At 73.3% G+C, this 19,898-nt stretch carries 13 protein-coding genes and 1 riboswitch; of the genes, 5 read left to right on the top strand and 8 right to left on the bottom strand.

Translation table 11 applies throughout. The features are described from left to right. Positions 1-60 precede the first annotated feature (60 nt). The 3 genes from metE to AB0898_RS11055 all read right to left on the bottom strand — a co-directional run bounded on the left by metE (position 61) and on the right by AB0898_RS11055 (position 4,074). Positions 61-2,373 carry a 5-methyltetrahydropteroyltriglutamate--homocysteine S-methyltransferase gene (gene metE / locus AB0898_RS11065; protein WP_366802582.1) on the bottom strand — a complete coding sequence of 771 codons (2,313 nt, stop codon included), beginning with the start codon at positions 2,371-2,373 and terminating at the stop codon, positions 61-63. Positions 2,374-2,534: 161 nt separating this feature from the next. Continuing rightward, a riboswitch (cobalamin riboswitch) is annotated at positions 2,535-2,686 on the bottom strand. Between the two features lie 112 nt (positions 2,687-2,798). Continuing rightward, positions 2,799-3,113 carry a hypothetical protein gene (locus AB0898_RS11060; protein ID WP_366802715.1) on the bottom strand — a complete coding sequence of 105 codons (315 nt, stop codon included), beginning with the start codon at positions 3,111-3,113 and terminating at the stop codon, positions 2,799-2,801. A gap of 406 nt (positions 3,114-3,519) precedes the next feature. Next, positions 3,520-4,074, bottom strand: coding sequence for a helix-turn-helix domain-containing protein (locus AB0898_RS11055; protein WP_366802581.1), 555 nt, complete (start codon positions 4,072-4,074; stop codon positions 3,520-3,522). Between the two features lie 71 nt (positions 4,075-4,145). Between AB0898_RS11055 and AB0898_RS11050 the strand changes: the two genes are divergently transcribed. Beyond that, positions 4,146-5,183, top strand: a complete 1,038-nt coding sequence (locus AB0898_RS11050; RefSeq protein ID WP_366802580.1) for an aldo/keto reductase — start codon at positions 4,146-4,148, stop codon at positions 5,181-5,183. Positions 5,184-5,199: 16 nt separating this feature from the next. On the opposite strand, the gene AB0898_RS11045 is transcribed toward AB0898_RS11050, so the two are convergent. Then, a complete protein-coding gene (locus AB0898_RS11045; protein ID WP_366802579.1) occupies positions 5,200-6,285 on the bottom strand; it encodes a hypothetical protein in 1,086 nt (361 codons plus the stop codon). A 403-nt stretch (positions 6,286-6,688) separates the two neighbouring features. Here AB0898_RS11045 and AB0898_RS11040 point away from each other — a divergent pair, with 403 nt between their 5' ends. After that, a complete protein-coding gene (locus AB0898_RS11040) occupies positions 6,689-7,189 on the top strand; it encodes a universal stress protein (RefSeq protein WP_407078327.1) in 501 nt (166 codons plus the stop codon). Positions 7,190-7,203: 14 nt separating this feature from the next. Here AB0898_RS11040 and AB0898_RS11035 read toward each other — a convergent pair whose 3' ends face one another. Then, positions 7,204-9,711, bottom strand: a complete 2,508-nt coding sequence (locus AB0898_RS11035; protein WP_366802577.1) for a glycosyl hydrolase family 65 protein — start codon at positions 9,709-9,711, stop codon at positions 7,204-7,206. A gap of 165 nt (positions 9,712-9,876) precedes the next feature. On the opposite strand from AB0898_RS11035, the gene AB0898_RS11030 reads away from it, so the two are divergent. Further along, positions 9,877-10,551 (top strand): CBS domain-containing protein, encoded by a 675-nt coding sequence (locus tag AB0898_RS11030; RefSeq protein ID WP_366802576.1) that lies wholly within the window; start codon positions 9,877-9,879, stop codon positions 10,549-10,551. Between the two features lie 91 nt (positions 10,552-10,642). Next, complete coding sequence (locus AB0898_RS11025; RefSeq protein ID WP_366802575.1) at positions 10,643-11,491, top strand: universal stress protein; 849 nt, start codon at positions 10,643-10,645, stop codon at positions 11,489-11,491. Positions 11,492-11,493: 2 nt separating this feature from the next. Here the strand turns inward: AB0898_RS11025 and AB0898_RS11020 are convergent, their stop codons facing one another. After that, positions 11,494-12,474, bottom strand: coding sequence for an Acg family FMN-binding oxidoreductase (locus AB0898_RS11020; RefSeq protein WP_366802574.1), 981 nt, complete (start codon positions 12,472-12,474; stop codon positions 11,494-11,496). A gap of 66 nt (positions 12,475-12,540) precedes the next feature. Further along, the gene (locus AB0898_RS11015) at positions 12,541-13,422 is read right to left on the bottom strand and encodes a universal stress protein (protein WP_366802573.1); all 882 of its coding nucleotides are present in this window, start codon (positions 13,420-13,422) and stop codon (positions 12,541-12,543) included. Positions 13,423-14,878: 1,456 nt separating this feature from the next. On the opposite strand from AB0898_RS11015, the gene AB0898_RS11010 reads away from it, so the two are divergent. Next, entirely contained in the window at positions 14,879-17,278 is a 2,400-nt protein-coding gene (locus tag AB0898_RS11010; RefSeq protein WP_366802713.1) for a SpoIIE family protein phosphatase, read from the top strand. 166 nt (positions 17,279-17,444) lie between these two features. Here AB0898_RS11010 and AB0898_RS11005 read toward each other — a convergent pair whose 3' ends face one another. Then, complete coding sequence (locus tag AB0898_RS11005; protein ID WP_366802712.1) at positions 17,445-19,727, bottom strand: FdhF/YdeP family oxidoreductase; 2,283 nt, start codon at positions 19,725-19,727, stop codon at positions 17,445-17,447. Positions 19,728-19,898: the final 171 nt, after the last annotated feature.

Below are 19,898 nucleotides of genomic sequence, written 5' to 3'. Positions count from 1 at the left end.
CAGGTCAAGTGGTGCCGGTCAGGGTGTGGTGGTCAGCGTGTGCCGGTCAGAGTCTGCCGGTCACGGCGCGGTCAGCTCGTCCCGCACCGTCCTGGCCGCGAGGACCAGGCTCTCCAGGGAGGCGCGGGTCTCGGGCCAGCCGCGGGTCTTCAGACCGCAGTCGGGGTTGACCCACAGCCGCTCGGCGGGGATGGCCTTCAGCCCCGCGCGCAGCAGACCGGCGGCCTCCTCGGTGCTGGGGACGCGCGGGGAGTGGATGTCGTAGACACCCGGTCCGGCCTCGCGCGGGTAGCCGTGGGCGGCGAGTTCGCGCGCGACCTGCATGTGCGAGCGGGCGGCCTCCAGGCTGATCACGTCGGCGTCGAGGTCGTCGATGGCCTGGACGACGTCCCCGAACTCGGCGTAGCACATGTGCGTGTGGATCTGGGTGTCCGGACGCACCCCGCTGGTCGTGAGCCGGAACGCCTCGGTCGCCCAGTCGAGGTAGGCGGGACGGTCGGCGGCGCGCAGCGGCAGCGTCTCGCGCAGCGCGGGTTCATCCACCTGGATGACGGAAGTGCCCGCCGCCTCAAGGTCGTTGACCTCGTCGCGCAGGGCCAGCGCCACCTGGCGGGCGGTCTCGCCCAGGGGCTGGTCGTCGCGGACGAAGGACCAGGCGAGCATCGTGACCGGACCGGTGAGCATCCCCTTGACGGGCCGGCCGGTCAGCGACTGGGCGTACGCCGTCCAGCGCACGGTCATCGGCTCGGGGCGCGAGATGTCGCCGGCGAGGATCGGCGGCCGGACGTAACGGGTGCCGTAGGACTGGACCCAGCCGTGCCGGGTGGCGAGGTAGCCGGTGAGCTGCTCGGCGAAGTACTGGACCATGTCGTTGCGTTCGGCCTCGCCGTGCACCAGGACGTCGATGCCCGCCTTCTCCTGGAAGGCGATCACCTCCTGGATCTCCGCCCTGATCCGGTCCTCGTACCCGGCCGTGTCGATCCGGCCCGCGTTCAAGTCCGCGCGTGCGGTGCGGAGTTCGGCGGTCTGCGGGAACGAGCCGATCGTGGTCGTCGGCAGCAGCGGCAGCCTGAGATGCGCGCGCTGCGCGGCCGTCCGCTCGGCGTAGGGCTGGGAGCGGCGGGCGTCCGCCTCGGTCACGGCGGCGGCGCGGGCCCGGACGGCGGGGTCGTGGGTGATGGGGGAGGTCGCCCGGGACGCCAAGTCGGCCCGGTTGGCGGCCAGTTCCGCCGAGATGGCACCGGTGCCACGGGTCAGTCCCTTGGCGAGGGTGACGACTTCCGCGGTCTTCTGCCGGGCGAAGGCCAGCCAGCGCAGGATCTGCGGGTCGATCTCCCGCTCGGCGGCCGCGTCGAGCGGCACATGCAGCAGGGAGCAGGAGGCGGAAACATCCACCCGGTCGGCCAGGCCGAGCAACGTCCCCAGAGTGGACAGGGACTTGGCGAGGTCGTTCACCCAGATGTTGCGGCCGTCCACGACTCCCGCGACCAGCCGCTTGCCGGGCAGCCCGCCCACGGCCGCGAGGTCCTCCAGGCTGCCCGCCCGGGTGAAGTCGAGGGCCAGTCCTTCGACCGGCGCCTTGGCGAGCACCGGCAGGGCCGCGCCGAGCCGGTCGAAGTACGAGGAGACCAGCAGCTTCGGCCGGTCGGTACGGGCGCCCAGCTCGCGGTACGCCCGCTCGACGGCGTTCAGCTCGGCCGGGGTGCGGTCCTGCACCAGGGCGGGCTCGTCCAGCTGCACCCACTCGGCGCCCGCCGCGCGCAGATCGGCCAGCACCTCGGCGTAGACCGGCAGCAGACGGTCCAGCAGGGTGAGCGGTTCGAAATCGGCCGGGGCGCCGGGCGCGGGCTTGGCCAGCAGCAGATAGGTGACGGGTCCGATCAGGACGGGACGGGCGGACAGGCCCAGGGCGAGAGCCTCCTTCAGCTCGCCCACCTGCTTGGCCGAGTTGGCGGTGAAGACGGTGTCCGGACCCAACTCCGGCACCAGATGGTGGTAGTTCGTGTCGAACCACTTCGTCATCTCCAGCGGCGCGACCTCCTGCGTGCCGCGCGCCATCGCGAAGTAGCCGTCCAGGGCGTCGGCTTCGACGGCGTCGCGGTGCCGCTCCGGGATCGCGCCCACCATGACGGTGGTGTCCAGGACGTGGTCGTAGTACGAGAAGTCGCCGGCCGGGACCTCGTCGATACCGGCGTCGGCGAGCTGCCGCCAGTTGCTCCGCCGGAGTCCGGCGGCCGTGTCCCTGAGGGCGCCCGCGGTGACGCGGCCCTTCCAGTAGCCCTCGACGGCCTTCTTCAGTTCCCGGTTCGGGCCCTGGCGGGGGTAGCCGTACACGGTGGACCGTGCTGCCGCGGCTGCGGACTTGGCTGTCACGGAGATCTCCTTCGCGAGATGAATCCCTGAGATCCCGGGAACACCGCGAACGCGCGAAGGGGTGACGGACCGCACGGCGGCTGCCGTTCGGTCGCCTACGCCGACCCGCCCACGAGGTCACCGGGATGTCCGCGCACGAGTGGTCGCGCGCGGGCAGTGGCAGGTCTTCGGACTCGCGGGCACGTCCCCCTCGTACCGGAGGACACCTACTGGCCGTCGCTTCCCAGGCCCGCTGCGGACCCAGTGCGTATGACGGCGGTCGTTCCCGCTCACCGCTGCGGGGCAGTCCCGGATTCCCACCGGGTTCCCTCTTGCGACGCCCCCGCCTGGCGGACGGGTCGAACCAGCTGCACGGGCCAGCCTAGGGGGCGGGGGCCGGGTTCGGGGGGTGACGTCCACCATTCGGATGGGCCCGCGGGGAGGTGCTACCGCCTCGGCGGCGGGAAGGCGTACAGCCCGAGGATCTCCGGCAGCGGCGCCACGCCCGGGCCCCCGGCCCGTACCCACTCGGTGATGTCCTCGGTCGCGGCGGGGTCGTTCACCAGGCCCAGCCAGACCGGTCGGCCCCCGGCCGCCCGCCCGGCGGCGGACGGCTGGACGACGATGACGTTGGCCCGCTCGCACACGTCGAGACACTCCGAGACCCGCACGGGCACCTCGGCACGCAGCCGCGCGGTCTGCGCCGCGTGGTCCACCCCGGGCACCTTGGCGGTGCCACAGCAGCAGTCCCGGCAGACCACGACCCGGCACGGCACGGGGTGCCCCGGGGCGCTCGCCACTTCGGCGGATGGCTCGGGCGGCCCGGCCGATGCCTCGGATACCTGGGCGGATCCCTCGGACACTCCGACCGGCGCCTCGGATACCTGGGCGGATCCCTCGGACACTCCGACCGGCACCTCGGATACCCGGGCGGATGGCTCGGGCACCCGGGCCGGTGCCTCGGGCAGCCCGACGGGCGCCTCTGGCACCTGGGTGGATGCCTCGGACACCCGGGCCGGCGCCTCGGGCAGCCCGGCCGGCGCCTCGGACACCCCGGCGGATGCCTCGGGCACCCCGGCCGATGCCTCGGACACGCGCGACCACCCCTCTCCCCGGCTGCTCCGATCATGATCGCAGAACCGGGGGGGCGTCCCCCAGGGCCTGTCTTCAGATTCCCGTCTGCCCCGCGAGTCCGGCCGGAGCCCCGGCGCCCCGCAGCAGCGTGTCCACGACGCGGGTGGCGAGCGCGTCCGTGTCGCCGCCTTCCGCGTTCTCCTTGGCCGCCTCGTGGATGAGGGCGTAGTAGACACGCCGGGTCCAGTCGAGGTCGATGCCGGGGCGGAGCACGCCCGCCTCCTGGGCGCGGCGGAGGAGCCGGGCGCAGGTGGCCCGGACCTCGCCGTAGACGCGGGCCGCCTCGGGGTGGGCGTCGTCGGCCGCGCGGTTCATGGCGAACGACCAGTCGGTCTTCACCCGGAGAACGTTGGCGGTGACCTGGCAGAGGGCGACGAGTGGCGGGGCGGCGTCCGGGCGGGCGGTGGCGACGGCGTCCGCGAACTGGCGGGCGGCCCAGCCGGTCAGCTCGTCGAGGAGCGCCTCACGGGTGGCGAACCGGCGATGGACCGTGGTCCGGGCGACGCCGGCGGCCCGGGCGGCTTGCTCCATGGTCGCCGCCGGGTTGGCGGCCAGGACGCGTTCGGCCGCTTCCAGGATCGTCCGCATGGTCCGTTCGGTGTCGGCCCGCAGGGGCCGATTCGTCCGCGGGGAGAGACGACATCGAGGAGCAGTGAGTGATGCAGCAGAGGAAGCTGGGCCGCACCGGCATATCGGTCGGTAAGTTCGCGCTGGGCACCCTGCGCCTGGGCGCGTGGGGGAACATGGATCACGACGACGCGGCCCGGCTCATTCACACGGCTCTGGACGCCGGGATCAGCCTCATCGACACCGCGGACCAGTACTCCGGCGGCGAGGCCGAGGAGATCGTGGGCAAGGCCGTCCGGGACCGCCGCGACGAGGTCGTGCTCGCGACGAAGGGGCACTTCCCGGTCCGTTACAAGGACGAGGACCCCAACCGGCAGGGAAACTCCCGCCGTTGGCTCACCAGGGCCGTCGACGACAGTCTGCGCCGCCTGGGAACCGACCGCATCGACCTCTACCAGGTCCATCGCCCGGACCCGAGCACGGACATCGACGAGACGCTCTCGGTCCTGTCCGACCTGGTGCGCGCGGGCAAGATCATGGCCATCGGGACCTCAAACTTCCCCGCCGAACAGCTGGTCGAGGCCCAGTGGACCGCCGACCGCCGCAACCACATCCCCTTCCGCACCGAGCAGCCCCCGTACTCCGTCCTCGTGCGCGGGATCGAGGCGGACGTGCTGTCCACCGCGCGGAAATACGGACTCGGCGTGCTGACCTGGAGTCCCCTCGACAGCGGCTGGCCGGCCGGGCGGTTCCGCCGTGGCGAGCCGATCGAGATGAACGGGTCCCGGCAGGCCATCCCCCACAAGTTCGACCTCGGCCTGCCGGGCGACCAGCGCAAGATCGACGCCGTCGAGCGCCTGTCGGCCGTGGCGGACGAGGCGGGAATCTCCCTGACACACCTGGCGCTCGCCTTCGCGTCGGCCCACCCGGGCGTCACCTCGGTGATCCTCGGTGCCCGCACGGTCGGGCAGCTCACCGACCAGCTCGCCGCCGCCGAGGTCCGGCTCGACGACGAACTCCTCGACCGCATCGACGAGATCGTCGCCCCCGGCGTCACGCTCAACCCCGCCGACATCGACTACAGGCGCCCGGCGCTGACCGACCCCGGACAGCGCCGCAGGCCCGCGTGACACTCGAAGGCGACGCCTAGCGGTGGGAGTGGGCGACGAACACGTCCGAGACCTCGTTGGTGTCGCCCGGCACCAGGTCGCCCGCGGTGGAGGTGAAGACGGCCGCGCCCCCGTTCCCCGTCACCGAGCCGGGCAGCGCGGTGGCGGACCCGGCCGGGGCGACGGTGCGCTGCCGGCCGGTGCGCAGGTCGCGCAGGACCAGGGAGCCGTCGTCGGTGAGCAGGACGTGCCGCAGCGAGGCGTCTCCCGAGGCGGCGGGGCCGTCGGCGATCCGGCGGACCTCGCCGGTGCGGAGGTCACGCAGGTAGGCGACCCACACCCCGTCCCCGAGATGGACGTTGAACAACACCCTGTGGCCGTCGGCGGAGAGCTGGACCAGATAGGCCTGGGTGCCGGTGTCGACACGTCGGGTCGTGCCGGTGTGGCGGTCCTTCACATAGATCTCACCGTCTTCGGCACCCGAGGTGAGACTGTACGCGAGGGTGCGGCCCTTCGCGTCGAGCGAGGCGCGGTTGATCATGGAGGAACGGTCCAGCTTGATGATCTGATCGTCCGCGCCGCTGGCCAGGTCGCGGACGTACAGCACGTTCGCGTACTCCAGGCCGCTCCGGTCGCCGAGCGTGTACGCGACACTGCGGCCGTCACCGCTGATCGCCGCCGTCTCACCCAGCTCGTACGAGCCGGCGTCGGCGGGCCACAGCAGCTGGGTCTCGCCGGTCACCCGGTCGTACACGTACGGCTTGGGATAGCGGTTGCTGTCGGAGTACGCGAGGCGGCGGCCGTCCGCGCTGAGCCCGGTGACCATGGTGTACACCAGGTTCTCCGGCACCTTGGTGAGCCTGCCGGTGCGCAGGTTCTTCAGGTACAGCAGCTTGTCGATACCGCCCGCGGGGTCGTTGCTCAGGAACGCCGCGTACCGTCCGTCGGCGCTGACGACCCCGCTCGCCGACGCCTTCGGCAGCTGGCTTCCGTCCGACCCCGTGCTGATCCGCTCGACTCTCGTCCCGGCAGAGTCGGCCGAGTGGGCGGGGGCCGCCACCGCGGTACCCGCCCCCGCGAGCACCAGCACGGCCACCAAGGACACACGCACAGCACTGGACATGCTTCCCCCCGAAACCCCCTGTGCCCCCGGCCCCTCACCGAGGACTCCTGGGGGATGGAACCGCACGCCCAAGTCGTGGGTCAACCGCACGATGTGCGTACAACCCGGGCGCTTGATCGGGTGTCCGCGCGCGGTGATTCCCGGCGGGTGCCGGAAAAGTCCGGTGGGGGCACGTGGGGTCGCTCCACATGGGGCTGTTCCACACGGGGTCGCTCCACATGGGGCTGTTCCACATAGGGCCGCCCCACATGGGGTGACTACACATGTGGTCACCCCACATGTTCTCGCCGCACACCCCCGAGTCGCCGGGCGCGAACCGCGGCCGCGCGTCACCATGGTCTGGACGACGGCGCGGCCGCACGCCCCGCCGCGCAGTGGAGTGCCGGAGGACTCGGAGGACACCGTGGCCGTTCATCCCGATCACAGACCCCGGATCGTCGTGGGCGTGGACGGCTCGGAGTCGTCCACGCGGGCGCTGCGCTGGGCCCTGCGGCAGGCGGAGGCGACGGGCGGCACGCTGGAGGCGGTGACCGCCTGGGAGTTCCCGCAGATGTACGGCTCGCTCGGCTGGATGCCGCCCACCGGCGCGGAGGCCGACTTCGAACGGGTGGCGGCCCGGATCGTCGCCGAGGCACTGGAGGAGGCGGCCGGGCCGGAGCCCCGGGTGGAGATCCACACCAAGGTCGCCTACGGCCCCCCGGCCGGGGTCTTGCTCGCCGCCGCCGATGGCGCCTCCCTCCTGGTCGTCGGCAACCGCGGCCACGGCGGCTTCGCCGGCGCCCTCCTCGGCTCGGTCAGCCAGCACTGCGTCCAGCACGCCCCGTGCCCGGTGGTCATCGTCCGGCCCACCACCGAGGTGCCCGAGGCGCCGGACGGGACCGGCGCGTCCGCCGGCCGGAGCTGAACGGCCGCTCCCCGTCAGTCCTCCGCCACCTCCAGCACGCACGTGTCCCCGGGAGTGATCGTCACCTCTTGATCCGCGAGCACCACGCGGATCGGTGACTGGTCCGACCTCGGTACGGCTATCTCCAGCCGGCCGGGGCTGCGGTGGAGGGTGATGCCCCAGTGGCCGCGGTAGTGCAGGGAGAAGCTGTAGGCGGAGAGGGCGGGGAGCGGGACGGGGTCGAGCCGGAGGGCGTCCTCGCGGGTTTCGAGGCCGGTCAGGCCGCGCTGGACGAGGGCCAGGGTGCCGGCCATGGCGCCGAGGTGGATGCCCTCACCGGTCGTACCGCCCTGGATGTCGGCGATGTCCGCCTCCAGCGCGTCGCGGACGTACCGCCAGGCGTCGGCGCGGCGGGCGCGGGCCAGGACCAGGCCGTGGACGAGCTCGCTGAGGGTGGAACCGTGGCTGGTGCGGGCCAGGTAGTAGTCGACGGTGCGGTGCCAGAGGCCGTCGTCCAGGTCATGGCCGAGGCGCCGGAAGAGGGCGCGCAGTTCGGCGGGGGAGAAGAGGTGGCCGAGCATGAGGACGTCGGCCTGTTTGGACGCCTTGTAGCGGTTGACCGTGTCGCCCTCGGCCTCCAGGATGCGGTCGAGCCGGCGGATGGAGCCGTAGCGCTCGCGGTAACCGTCCCAGTCCAGCTCGGCGAGGCCGTCGTAGCCCGCGAACTGGCTGATCACGCCCGCGTGGAACGGTATGTGCAGCCGGCGGGAGATCTCGTCCCACCGGGGCGGCTCGGCGGCGTCCAGGCGGACCCGTTCGAAGAGTTCGCCGCGGCGCCAGGCGGGCAGATGGCGCAGGACGTGGAGGGTGCGGGCGAGGACCCAGGCGGCGGTCACGTTGGTGTACGTGTTGTCGTCCAGCCCCGGCCGCTCCGCGTCCGGATAGGCGTCGTGGTACTCGTCGGGGCCCACGACCCCGCGCAGACGGTACGCCCCCACGTCCGCGTCGTACTCCGCGCGGTCCGCCCAGAAGCGGGCGATCTGGAGCAGCATCTCCGCGCCCTTGGTGTGCAGGTACTCCGTGTCGCCGGTGGCCTCGCAGTAGTCGACCACGTTGTAGGCGATGGCCGAGCCCACGTGGTGCTGGAGGCGGGAGTGGTCCGGGAGCCAGCGCCCGGAGCGGGGGTTGAGGTGCCACCGCTGGGTCTCCTCGCGGCCGTCGCTGCCGCTCTGCCAGGGGTACATCGCCCCCGCGTGCCCTGCGTCGGCGGCCTCGCGGCAGGCGCGGGGGAGGCGCCGGTGGCGGTAGTCGAGGAGAGCCCGGGAGACGTCGGGGAAGTGCAGGGTCAGATAGGGCAGCACGAAGAGTTCGTCCCAGAAGACGTGGCCGCGGTACGCCTCGCCGTGCAGCCCCCGGGCGGGTACGCCCACGTCCAGGTCGGCGGTGTGCGGCGACAGCGTCTGGAGCACATGGAAGAGGTGCAGGCGCAGGATGCGGCCCGCCTCGCCCGGGACCTGGATGTCCGCGCGCCGCCAGAGCCGTTCCCACGCGGCCGTGTGCGACTCCAGGAGCGCGGGGAAGGGCGCGGCCGTGGTCGCCCGGTCCAGCGCCGCGCCCAGCGGATCGCTGATCGCGGCGTCCCGGGAGGTGTGGAGCGCGACCGTCTTGTCCACGGTGACGGGCCGTCCGGCCGTGACCGGGACGACCAGGCGGTGCACGGCACGGCGGCGGCCCGGACGCAGCTCCGACGACACCGGGGCGCGGGCCGCGTCGACGGTGGTACGGGCGGCCAGGGCGACGGCGACGCCGGACGCGCTCGTACGGCAGTGGAGCCAGACCGTGTCCGGTTCCCGGGCGCCGGTGTGTACGTGGGCCACATGGTGGCGGTCGAGGGTGCCGTAGCGGTGCACATTGCCGTTGACCACCTCGCCGTCGAGGCAGCTCTCGATCTCGATCTCGCCGGACCAGCCTTCGGAGGTGAATACCGTCTGCAGGGCGGCTGTATGGGGGTCGTCCATGTGGACGAGACGGGTCTGCTCGACTTTCAGCATGGGGGCCGCAGCCATGTGCGCCGCACCCATGTGGGCCGCACCTGTGTGGGCCACACCCATGTGGAGTGGGGCCGTGTGCGCCGCACCTGTGTGGTCGGCACCCATGTGGGCCGCCCCCATGTGGTGGGTGAACGTCCTGGTGAGCGTGGCACGGCGCAGGTCCAGGACATGCCTGTGGTCCGCCACCGTGTGGGGACCAGGGGCGAACCACGGCCCCCACGTCTCACCCGCCCGGCGCAGCCGGAATCTCAGGAGCAGCCAGTTCGGCAGATTGACCATGTCCTCGTTGACCACATGGCGCCCCGCCACAGTCGATTCCAGGCGGTTGTAGCAGCCGGCCACATAGGTGCCCGGGTAGTGCACACCATCGGCCCGGCACTCGGGCAGCGCGCCACGTGTGGCGAAGTACCCGTTCCCCAGCGTGCACAGGGACTCGCGCAGCTGCTCGGCGGCGGGGTCGTACCCCGTCCACTCCCATGTCCATTCCGACATCCGGCGGGCACCTTCCCTGGCGTCCGGTCCCCGAGGCGTGGGTTCGCCTGATCGCCGCCCTCTCCTCAGAATGGTGCCTGTATCCAACCTGCCACGCGGGCCACACCGCCGCACGGGCGGCAGACCCGCTTCCGCGAGGCCGGCGGAACGCATCCGGGAGGCACCATGCACCACCGAACGGTCGAGGAGCTCATGAGCCGGGACGTCGTCCGGGCCCGCCGCGACACGCCGTTCAAGGAACTCGTGCGGCTCCTGACGGAGAACGACGTCACCGCCCTGCCCGTGGTCGACGAGCTGGACCGGCCCGTGGGCGTGGTGTCCGAGGCCGACCTGCTGCGCAAGAGCGCGGACCGGGCCGACCCGTCCGGCCACATGCCCCCGCCGCACCTGGAGGCGTGGGAGCGGGCCAAGGCCGAGGGCGCCCTCGCGGAGGAGCTGATGTCGGCCCCCGCCGTGTGCGCGCGCCCCGAGTGGAACGTGGTCGAGGCCGCCCGGCTCATGGAGGCGCGGAACGTCAAACGGCTGCCCGTGGTGGACGAGGCCGGCCGGCTCGTGGGCATCGTCAGCCGCGCCGACCTGCTGCGGGTCTTCCTGCGCCGCGACGACGCCATCCGCGAGGAGATCACCGCCGATGTGCTGGGACGCACCCTCGGCTTCGACCCGAGGGACGTGACGGCCGAGGTGCACGAGGGGCGCGTCGTCCTCCTCGGCACCGTCGAGGACGCCGGCCTGATCCCTGTCGTGGAACAGCTCTGCCGCGGGGTCGACGGCGTCGTGGCGGTCGACTCCCGGCTCACCGGCGGCGCGGGAGGCGCGCGGCGCTCTCCTGAGGCGTACTGAAGGGGCCGCACCCCCAGCCGCGCCCCCGCACGGCCCGTACACCCCACACACCCCACACGAAAGCACGCCCACACGAAAGGCGGTGGCCGGCATGACCCTCCCCCTCGTGGTGGGAGTCGACGGCTCGGACTCGTCCCTGGCCGCCGTCGACTGGGCCGTGGACGAGGCCGCGCGCCACGGTCTCCCGCTGAAACTCCTCTACGGCTCTCTCTGGGAACGCTACGAGGGCGGACTGCCCGCACCGGGCGGGGACAGCCCCTCCGAACAGGCGCCGGCCGAGCACATCGTCGCCTCCGCCGCCGAGCGCGCCCGGCGCCGCGACCCCGACGTGAAGGTCACCACCGAGATCGTGCCGCAGGAGGGCGCGGACGCGCTGGTGCGGGCGGGCGACGACGCCTTCGCGGTGGTGACGGGGGCGCGCGGCCGGGGCCCGCTCACGGCCATGCTCCTCGGCTCCGTCGGCCTCGCGGTGGCGGGCCGGGCGTCCTGCCCGGTGATCGTGGTCCGGGGCGACCGCGCGGGCCTCGCGGGCGAACACGAACGGATCCTCCTCGGCCTCGGCGGGGCCGACACCGGCACGCGGGCCCTGGAGTTCGCGTACCGGGAGGCGCAGACGCGCGGCTGCGGCCTGGACGTCGTACGAGCCTGGCGGCGGCCCGTCCACGACAGGTCGGGCGCCGGGTACGAGGAGCGGGCCGCCGCGCTGCTCGCCGCCTCCGTGGAGGCGCCGTCCGCCGGGTTCCCGCGCGTGCGCACGTACCCGGCCGTGGTCGAGGGGCCCGCCGCGAAGGTGCTGGTGGACCGGTCGGCCGCCGCCGACCTGGTGATCGTCGGGGCGCGGCACCGTACGGAGCGGTTCGGGCTCCAGCTCGGCCGGGTCGGGCACGCCCTGCTGCACCACGCCGCGTGCCCGGTCGTGGTCGTACCGGAGCGGCCGTAGCCTCACACGATGTCGAGCACGTCCTCCACCGGACGCCGGGGGCTCGCGGCGCCCTGCGGCCCGTAGCCGATGCGGAGCACCATCTGCACCTGGGGCATGGCGGAGAGCGGGTCGCGGGTCGCCCAGCGCAGTTCCGGCCACTCCAGGGGCTGGGAGGTGACCGAGGCGACCAGGCCGTCGGCGGTGACGCGCAGCAGGACCCGTTCCAGGGCCTGTCCGGCGCGGAGCCAGTCGGCGGGGCCGTCGTGGGCCGTGCCGAGCAGCGCGATGTTCGGGCGCTCCTCGAACGACGCCCAGGGGCGGTCCGGCATCGGGCGGCCCACGGCGAAGTCGCGGATCGAGGACGTGGCGCGGCGCGGGCGCGGGCCGAAGGCCTCGGCGGGGATGCCGTCGGGCGCGTCCCCCGGGTCCGTGTGCGCCCACCGGGCCATCTCCTCGCGCGCGCCGGCGTCCATCAACTCCCGTTCCTCCGCGTCCCGTACGAGATCCAGCACCGAGCGCACATGCCAGATGCCGGGGAACAGCAGCTGCGCCTCCTCCGCGCGGGCCGCCTCGTACAGGCCCTCCCGTATGGCGGCCGGGATCTCCTGGTCGCGGTAGGGCAGCCGGCTGGAGTGCCGGCGGCGGATCTCGGGGTGCAGCGCGGCCAGCGCCGGGTCGGGGGGTCCGGTGCCGCGCAGGCGCACCTCGGCGAGCAGGTCCGGGTCGGACGGGTCCGGGAGCAGCCGGACCTCCGGGGCCAGCCCGGCAGCGGCGGCGGCGACGCGGAGGTTGAACAGGGCGGCGCCGCAGCCCACGTGCAGTCCCCGGTTGTCCGGATCGCCGTGCGGCAGGACGCGTTCGGGGTCGGCGTACAGGCGCAGCACGCCGGGTCCGCGCAGATGGCGGAACCGCCAGGGCTGCGCGTTGTGCAGCGACGGGGCCGCCGTGGCGTCCGCCACGAGTGCGGTGACGGTCCGCTCGTCGACGGTTTCCTCGGACACGGTGACCTTCCCTTCCACGGGCGCCGGCGTACGGTCCGCTGTGCGCGCCGGCGCCCGGTGCGTGCTTCAGGCCGCCGCGGCCGGTACGGCGATGACCGGGCAGCGCGCGTGACGCAGTACGCCCTGGCTGACCGATCCCAGCAGCGCGCCCGCGACGCTGCCGTGCCCCCGGGTGCCCACGACCAGGGCCAGCGCGTGCGCGGCGGCCTCCGTGAGCACCTTGACGGGTTCCCCTACGACCAGTTCGTGGCGCAGCACCACATCGGGGTACTGGGCGCCGCGCCCGGCCACGATCTCGGAGAGCAGACGGCGGCACTCCTGCCGCGACCCGTGCTCGTCGAAGACGCGGAGCGTGGTGGGCTGCCACACGAACAGGACGTGCAGCTCGGCGCCGCGCAGGGCCGCCTCCTCGAACGCCACGTCGACCGCGGCGGCGGACTGCTCGCTGCCGTCGATCCCCACGACGAGGTACGCCGGGAGCTGTGTGACGTGCTCCGGCTCGGGCACGACCACCACGGGGCAGTGCGCCTGGGCCATGAGCGGTACGGCGACCGCCTCGTTGCCGAACACCTCCTGGGCCCTGCTCAGATGCCGGGAGCCCAGGACGACGGCCGTGGCGTCGTGGCTCTGCTCGCCGAGCACCCACACGGGCTCGCCCTCCGCGAGCAGCGCGTCCACCTCCAGGCGGGGATGGTGGGCCGTGGCGAACCCGGCGGCCTCCTCCAGCACCCGCTCACCCTCCTCGTGCAGCGGGTCGTTCCACCCCTCCCAGGACGGCGGGACCTTCCGCTCCCGGTCCCCCCTGGTCGGCACACCCTCGGCCAGGACCGGCCGCAACGGCACATGCCGCCGGGCCGCCTCGTCCGCCGCCCACGCCAGCGCCCTACGGTGACCGGGACCGGGGTCGATCCCGACCACGACCGGCCGCGGCTCACCACGCCGCGACACGACCGGCTCCGGGGGCGGTCCGCACGGCCGGCTTCCGTGCTGCGGCGGGGGGCGGCGCGCCTGCGTCGTGGCGCATCGCGCGCGTGTCGTGGGGCATCGCGCGTGTGCCGTGGAGTACCGCGCCTGCGTCGTAACGCATCGCGCCCGTGCCATCGGGTCTCGCGCCTGCCCGATGGGGCATCGCGTGAACGGACATCGCCCTCGCCTCCTCCTCCACGGTGGCGCACAGGGCCACCGCGCGTGTCGACAGCCGCCGACGCCATCGTCCCTTTCTTCAGTCTGCCGGGCCACACGGGGGAGAAAAGGGACGTGAGGCCCTGGATACGGGCTGTTCGGCCCCCGGGTCACCTTCTTCGAACTCCCCACCGGACACTGGCCGATGCTCTCCGCCCCGGGTCAACTGGCCGACGTACTGCTGCGGGCAGCCGCCGGCGAGGGGCACCGGATCACCGTGGACCCCGGCGAACAGCACCTGTATCTATGCCCGTTCGTGCTGGACGTACCCGAGCGGCCGCGCGAGCGGACGGGCCGGGTGGACCTCCGTCTGCCCGACGCGCCGTCGGACAGCCCGGCCGGCTCCCCGCGCGAGACGGACGCGGACGCACCCCGGCCCGCCGTCGTGTTCGTGCACGGCGGCCCCGTCCCCGCCGCCCAGCGGCCCACCCCACGCGACTGGCCGCTGTACACCGGCCACGCCCGGTACGCGGCGAGCCAGGGTGTGGCCGGTGTGACCGTGGACCACGGTCTGCACGCGCTCACCGACCACGCGCGGGCCGCCGCCGACCTCGGCGCCGCCGTCGAGCTGGTCCGGGCGCACCCCCGGGTGGACGCCGACCGGATCGCCCTGTGGTTCTTCTCGGGCGGCGGCCTGCTCCTGAGCGACTGGCTCGCCGCCCCGCCGCCCCGCCGCCCCGCCGCCCCGCCGCCCCGCCGCCCCGCCGACCCGCCGCGCTGGCTGCGCTGTGTCGCCGCGAGTTACCCGGTGCTCGCGCCGCTGCCCGGCTGGAACGTGGTCGACGCCCGCTTCCGTCCCGTCGCGTCCGTCCGCTCGGCCGGGAAGCTGCCGGTCGTCCTCACCCGCGTGGGCCTGGAGCACGACACGATCGCGGCCACCGTGACGGAGTTCCTGGCCGCGGCACGGACGGCGGACGCGCTCGTCGAGACGGTCGACATCCCCTCGGGCCACCACGGCTTCGACGTGGCCGACCCCACGGACGAGTCCCGGCGGGCGGTGGCGTCCGCGCACCGCCTGGTGCCGAGCCGTCTGACGGCCCGAGCGCCCCCGTACGCGCTGCGGGACCCACAAGGCGTGGCCCAGGCGGAGGCCGCCGGGGCCGCCCCCGTACGCGCGGTGGCCCGCACCGCACCGAGGCTCCGGGCAGCCCGTCGCGGAAAGCGCGCCCACCCCGTTGGCCGTACCGTGGGAGAGGCGGGGGCGCCGAGCCGGAGGAGCAGGATGGGCGGGTTCAGCGCCGGTGCCGAGAGGCATGTGTTCTCGTTCGCCGGAGTGGCGACGGCCGTGCTGGACGACCGGGGCACCGTGGTGCGCTGGTCGCCGGCGGCCGCCGAACTGCTGGGACGGACCGCCGAGGAGGTCTGCGGACGTCCGCTGCGCGAACTGCTGGCCCGCGACTGTCCGGGCATCGACGACGACGGGGCCGTCCCGGCGGACGGAAAGGCCCTGCTGCGCCACCGCCGGGGCGAGGCGGTCGCCGTCAGCTTCCGCGTCCTGCGGACCGAACCCGGCGCCGAGTCCCTGATACTGCTCGCCCCCGCCCGGCGCGTGAGCCACTGGGAGGCGGACGCCAACGTGCTGCGCGCCCTGCTGTCCCAGGACCGGCTCGGCATCGGGATGCACGACACCGACCTCACCGTGGTGTGGACCAACATCACCGCCGGCATGTTCGGCGGCTCCGCCCTCCCGCGCGGCAGCCGGCTCACCGACGTACCCGCCCTGAAGGACGCCAAGGACGCCGAGACGGAGCTGCGGCAGGTGCTGGAGACCGGCGAGCCGCTGGTCGGCAAGACCCTGCACATGCGCGCGCCGGACGACCCGGACCGCACCCTCGTCCTGTCGCTGTGCGCCTTCCGGGTGGAGGACGACGACGGCACCCCCCTCGGCGTCGTCACGATGTTCGCCGACACCCCCGAGCAGCAGCGGGCGCGCAGACGGCTGGACGTGCTGCACACGGCCGCCGACCGCATCGGCGCCTCCCTCGACGTCACCCGCACCGTACGGGACCTGATGGACGTGCTGGTCCCCGACCTCGGGGACGTCGGCTGGGCCGACCTCGCCGAGGCCGTGCTCAACACCGACGAGCCGGCCAAGCCCGCCGCCGGCGGGGGAGACCTCCATCTGTGCCGGGTCACCGTGACCCCCGAAGAGGGCACCGCCGCCCTCTTCCAGCCCGGCGAGGCGATCCCCCGGCTGCCCTACACCCCCGAACTGGGCGACATCCAGCGCGGCAGACCCGTCGTCCTGGACCCCGAGACGGTGACCGACGTCCTCGGCGACCCCGCCCTGGTGCACCGGTTCGTCCCCGAGGGCGGCCGCTCCGGCCTGTGGGCGCCGCTGTTCGCCCGCGGACTGGTCCTCGGCTCCGTCACGGTCTGGCGCACCGGGGAACGCGACCCCTTCGAGCCCGAGGACGCCGAACTGCTCGGCGAGATCGCCTCCCGCGCCGCCCTCAGCGTCGACAACGCCCGCCGCTACACCCGCGAACGCCGCACCGCCCTGACCCTCCAGCGGCGCCTGCTGCCCCCGGCCACCACCGAGGGCCCGGCCGCCGAGACCGCGGGCATCTATCTGCCCGCGGGCGGCGGCGCCGACATCAGCGGCGACTGGTACGACGTCATCCCGCTGCCCTCCTTCCGCGTCGCCCTGGTCGCCGGGGACGTGGTCGGGCACGGCCTGGACGCCAGCGCCGCCATGAGCGGCCTGCGCACCGCCGTACGCACCCTCGCCGACCTCGAACTCGACCCCTCCGAACTCCTCACCCACCTCGACGACCTCGTACGGCGGCTCGGCCAGGACACCGAGTGGGGCAAACCGGCCGGCGCCACCTGCCTGTACGCCGTCTACGACCCGGTCGCCCGCCGCTGCGTCATCGCCGGGGCCGGGCATCCGCCGCCCGTCGAGGTACGGCCCGACGGCACGACCCGGATGCTCCGCTTCTCGCCCGGGCCGCCGCTCGGGGTCGGCGGGATGCCCTTCGAGACGGTCACCGCCGACGTGGAACCCGGCAGCGTCCTCGCCCTCTACACCGACGGCCTCCTGGAACGGTACGGCGGCGACCTCGACGCGGGCCTGCGCTGGCTCACCCACCGGCTCGCCACCTCGTGCCGTCCCGGCCAGAGCCTCGTGGACGCCAGCCGGCTGCTCCAGGCCGACCTCCGCCAGACCCCGCCGCGCGACGACGTCGCCCTGCTCCTGGCCCGCGCCCGCGCCATCCCCGAGGACTCCGTCGCCAGCTGGGAATTCGGCGCGGACGAGTCCGTGGTGGGCGACGCCCGCCAGGCCGCCAGACGGCAGCTGACCGAGTGGGGCCTGGACGACCTCGTCTTCACCACCGAGCTGATCGTCAGCGAGCTGGTCACCAACGCCGTCCGCTACGCCGGAGCCCCGGTCGGGCTCCGCCTCATCCGGGACGACGTCCTCGTCTGCGAGGTCACCGACCCCAGCAACACCCAGCCCCGCTTGCGCCGGGCGGGCCTCAGCGACGAGGGCGGCCGCGGCCTCTTCCTCGTCGCCCAGCTCTCCGCCCGCTGGGGCAGCCGCTACGGGCGCAACGGCAAGACGATCTGGTCGGAGCAGCGGATGGTGCCGGAGGAGGTGGACTTCGAGGCGCTTATGTGAGGGGCCGACGTATGGGCACCGCACACGTGGGCGGCCCACATGTGTGAGTCCGACATGTGCGAGGCCCACACGTGAGCGATCCACACGGGCGACGCCCACACATGCGGGGCCCACATATGGGCGGCCCACACCTGCGTGGCCCACACGTGGGCCGCCCACACAACAATCAGCCGGCCGCCTCGATCGTGACATCCAACTGCTTCATCAGCGGCTGATCGCTCTGCGCGCTGTAGTCGCTGATCGAGATCAGCCGGTTCAGCTCCGGCATGTACCCGGCGGCGACACCGCGCGGGATGTCGTGCTCGACCGCGAGGAACCCTCGCAGCGTGCGTTCGGTGCCGTCCTTGGCGTGGGCCGTGATCAGGGTCGGCTGGAACTCCTCCAGACCGCGCTCGCGCATGTCGTCGCCGTTCATGAAGACGAGCGTGCGGAGGTTGCGGATGCCCCGGTAGCGGTCGTTGTCGGTGTAGATCGTGGTGTTCCACTGGTCGTGGGAGCGCATCGCGCCCAGCACGAGCCGTCCGACACGGGGCACCACGTCGGGCAGCGGGGCGTGCGAGAACTCGGCGCGCCCGGACGGGGTGAGGAAGACCAGCTCACGGGCGGGCTGCTTGATCCGGAAGCCCATCGGCAGCCGGACCCGCCGGTTGAAGTCCTCGAAGCCGTACAGGACGTCCGCCATGGTGTCGCGGATGCGGTCGTAGTCCTCGACGTACCACTCCCACGGCGTCTTCGAGTCCGGCAGCGCCGCCCGGGCGAGACCGGCGATGATCGCGGGTTCGGAGAGCAGCTCGGGGGAGGCCGGATGCTGGTTGCCCTGCGAGAGGTGGACCATCGAGTCGCCGTCCTCGACGGAGATCCGCTGCAGTGTGCCCCGCTGCATGTCCTTCTCGGTGCGGCCCAGGCACGGCAGGATCAGCGCCCGCTTGCCGTGCACGAGATGGCTGCGGTTGAGCTTCGTGCTGACGTAGACGGTCAGGTCCACCTTCCGCAGGCTCGCGTAGGTGAACCGGGTGTCGGGCGAGGCCAGCGCGAAGTTGCCCGCCATGCCGACGAAGACCTTGATGTCGCCCCGGTCCATCGCCTCGATGGTGCCGACGACGTCGAGCCCCTCCGCGCGCGGCGGGTCGATCCCGCAGACCTCGGCGAGCTTGTCGAGGAACTCAGGGGTGGGGGTGTTGGTGATGCCGCAGGTGCGGTTGCCCTGCACGTTGCTGTGGCCCCGGTTGGGCGCGGCGCCGGCGCCCTCGCGGCCGATGTTGCCGCGCAGCAGCAGCACGTTGACGATCTCGCGGATGGTGTCGACGGCGTGCTCGTGCTGGTTGACGCCGAGGCCCCAGGTGATGATCGACCGGTCGGCCTCGCGGTAGATCGCGGCGGCCTTGAGGATCTCCGTCTTCGCCACGCCCGACTGGTGCACGATCTCGTCCCAGGAGGTCGCCTCGACCGCCCTGCGGTACTCCTCGAACCCCTCGGTGTGGCGCTCCAGGAACTGCCGGTCGATCGCGTGCTCGTCGCTCTCCGCCAGCTCCAGGGTGGCCTTGGCGATGCCGCGCATCAGCGCCATGTCACCGGCCGAGCGCGGCTGGATGTTCAGGTTGCTGGTGGGGGTGGCGTGGAAGGTCGCCATCGCCAGGATCTCGTGCGGGATGATCGTACGGGTGGCACCCGCCTCCACCTGCGGGTTGATGTGGACGACCTTCTTGCCCCTGCGGTAGAGCTGCGCCAGCGGGGTGAGCATCCGCGGGGCGTTGGAGGCGGCGTTGATGCCGACCACGAAGACGGCGTCCGCGGCCTCCCAGTCCTGGAGGTCGACCGTGCCCTTGCCGGTGCCGAGCGAGGCGAGCATCGCGCGGCTGCCGGCCTCCGTGCACATGTTGGCGCAGTCCGGCTGGTTGTTGGTGCCCAGCTCGCGGGCCATGAGCTGGTAGAGGAAGGACGCCTCGTTGCCCAGCCGTCCCGAGGTGTAGTACGCGGCCTGGTCCGGGCTCTCCAGGGCCCGGACGCTGTCGCCGAACAGCTTGAAGGCGTCCGCCCAGCCGATCGGCACGTAATGGTCGCTCTCCGGGTCGTAGACCATCGGCTCGGTCAGCCGGCCCTCCGCCTCCAGGTCGTGGTCGTTCCAGTCGAACAGCGAGGTGACGGAGTGGCTCGCGAAGAACTCGCGGGTGACACGCTTGCGCGTCATCTCCCACGTGGTGTGCTTGATGCCGTTCTCGCACAGGTCCAGCGCCAGACCCTTGGTGTCGGGCCACGCGCAGCCCGGACAGTCGAAGCCGCCGCTGTCCTCCTGGTTCATCTTCAGCATCTCCAGCGAGCCGAGCACGACCTCGCGCTCGTCGACCAGCACCTCGGTCACGGCCTTGGCCGCGCCCCAGCCCGCCGCCGGATGCGTGTACGGCTTCGAGACCGGCGGCCCCTTCGGCACCGGGCCCACCCGTGGCTCCAGCGGCTGGCCGGCGGCTGCCCGCTCCTGCCGTCGGGTCTCGGCGTCGTCCTCGAACAGTCCCTGATCGCTCACGACTATTCCCCTTCGCGCTGATTTCCGACCTTTCGAGGCTATATCTCCGCTGGACGAGGGGCGCGGGCAGCGGGTGGGCGACGGCGCGAACGGGTCTGC

Source organism: Streptomyces sp. NPDC005435, assembly GCF_040703155.1.
Lineage (GTDB): Bacteria > Actinomycetota > Actinomycetes > Streptomycetales > Streptomycetaceae > Streptomyces.
This window is presented reverse-complemented; position numbering and strand designations above follow the sequence as displayed.

What these genes read in the sequence shown, in the direction of transcription:
- AB0898_RS11055 (WP_366802581.1), bottom strand. Translation starts at nt 4,074, where the DNA reads ATGCGGACGATCCTGGAAGCGGCCGAACGCGTCCTGGCCGCCAACCCG.
- AB0898_RS11050 (WP_366802580.1), top strand. Translation starts at nt 4,146, where the DNA reads ATGCAGCAGAGGAAGCTGGGCCGCACCGGCATATCGGTCGGTAAGTTC.
- AB0898_RS11045 (WP_366802579.1), bottom strand. Translation starts at nt 6,285, where the DNA reads ATGTCCAGTGCTGTGCGTGTGTCCTTGGTGGCCGTGCTGGTGCTCGCG.
- AB0898_RS11035 (WP_366802577.1), bottom strand. Translation starts at nt 9,711, where the DNA reads ATGTCGGAATGGACATGGGAGTGGACGGGGTACGACCCCGCCGCCGAG.
- AB0898_RS11030 (WP_366802576.1), top strand. Translation starts at nt 9,877, where the DNA reads ATGCACCACCGAACGGTCGAGGAGCTCATGAGCCGGGACGTCGTCCGG.
- AB0898_RS11025 (WP_366802575.1), top strand. Translation starts at nt 10,643, where the DNA reads ATGACCCTCCCCCTCGTGGTGGGAGTCGACGGCTCGGACTCGTCCCTG.
- AB0898_RS11010 (WP_366802713.1), top strand. Translation starts at nt 14,879, where the DNA reads ATGGGCGGGTTCAGCGCCGGTGCCGAGAGGCATGTGTTCTCGTTCGCC.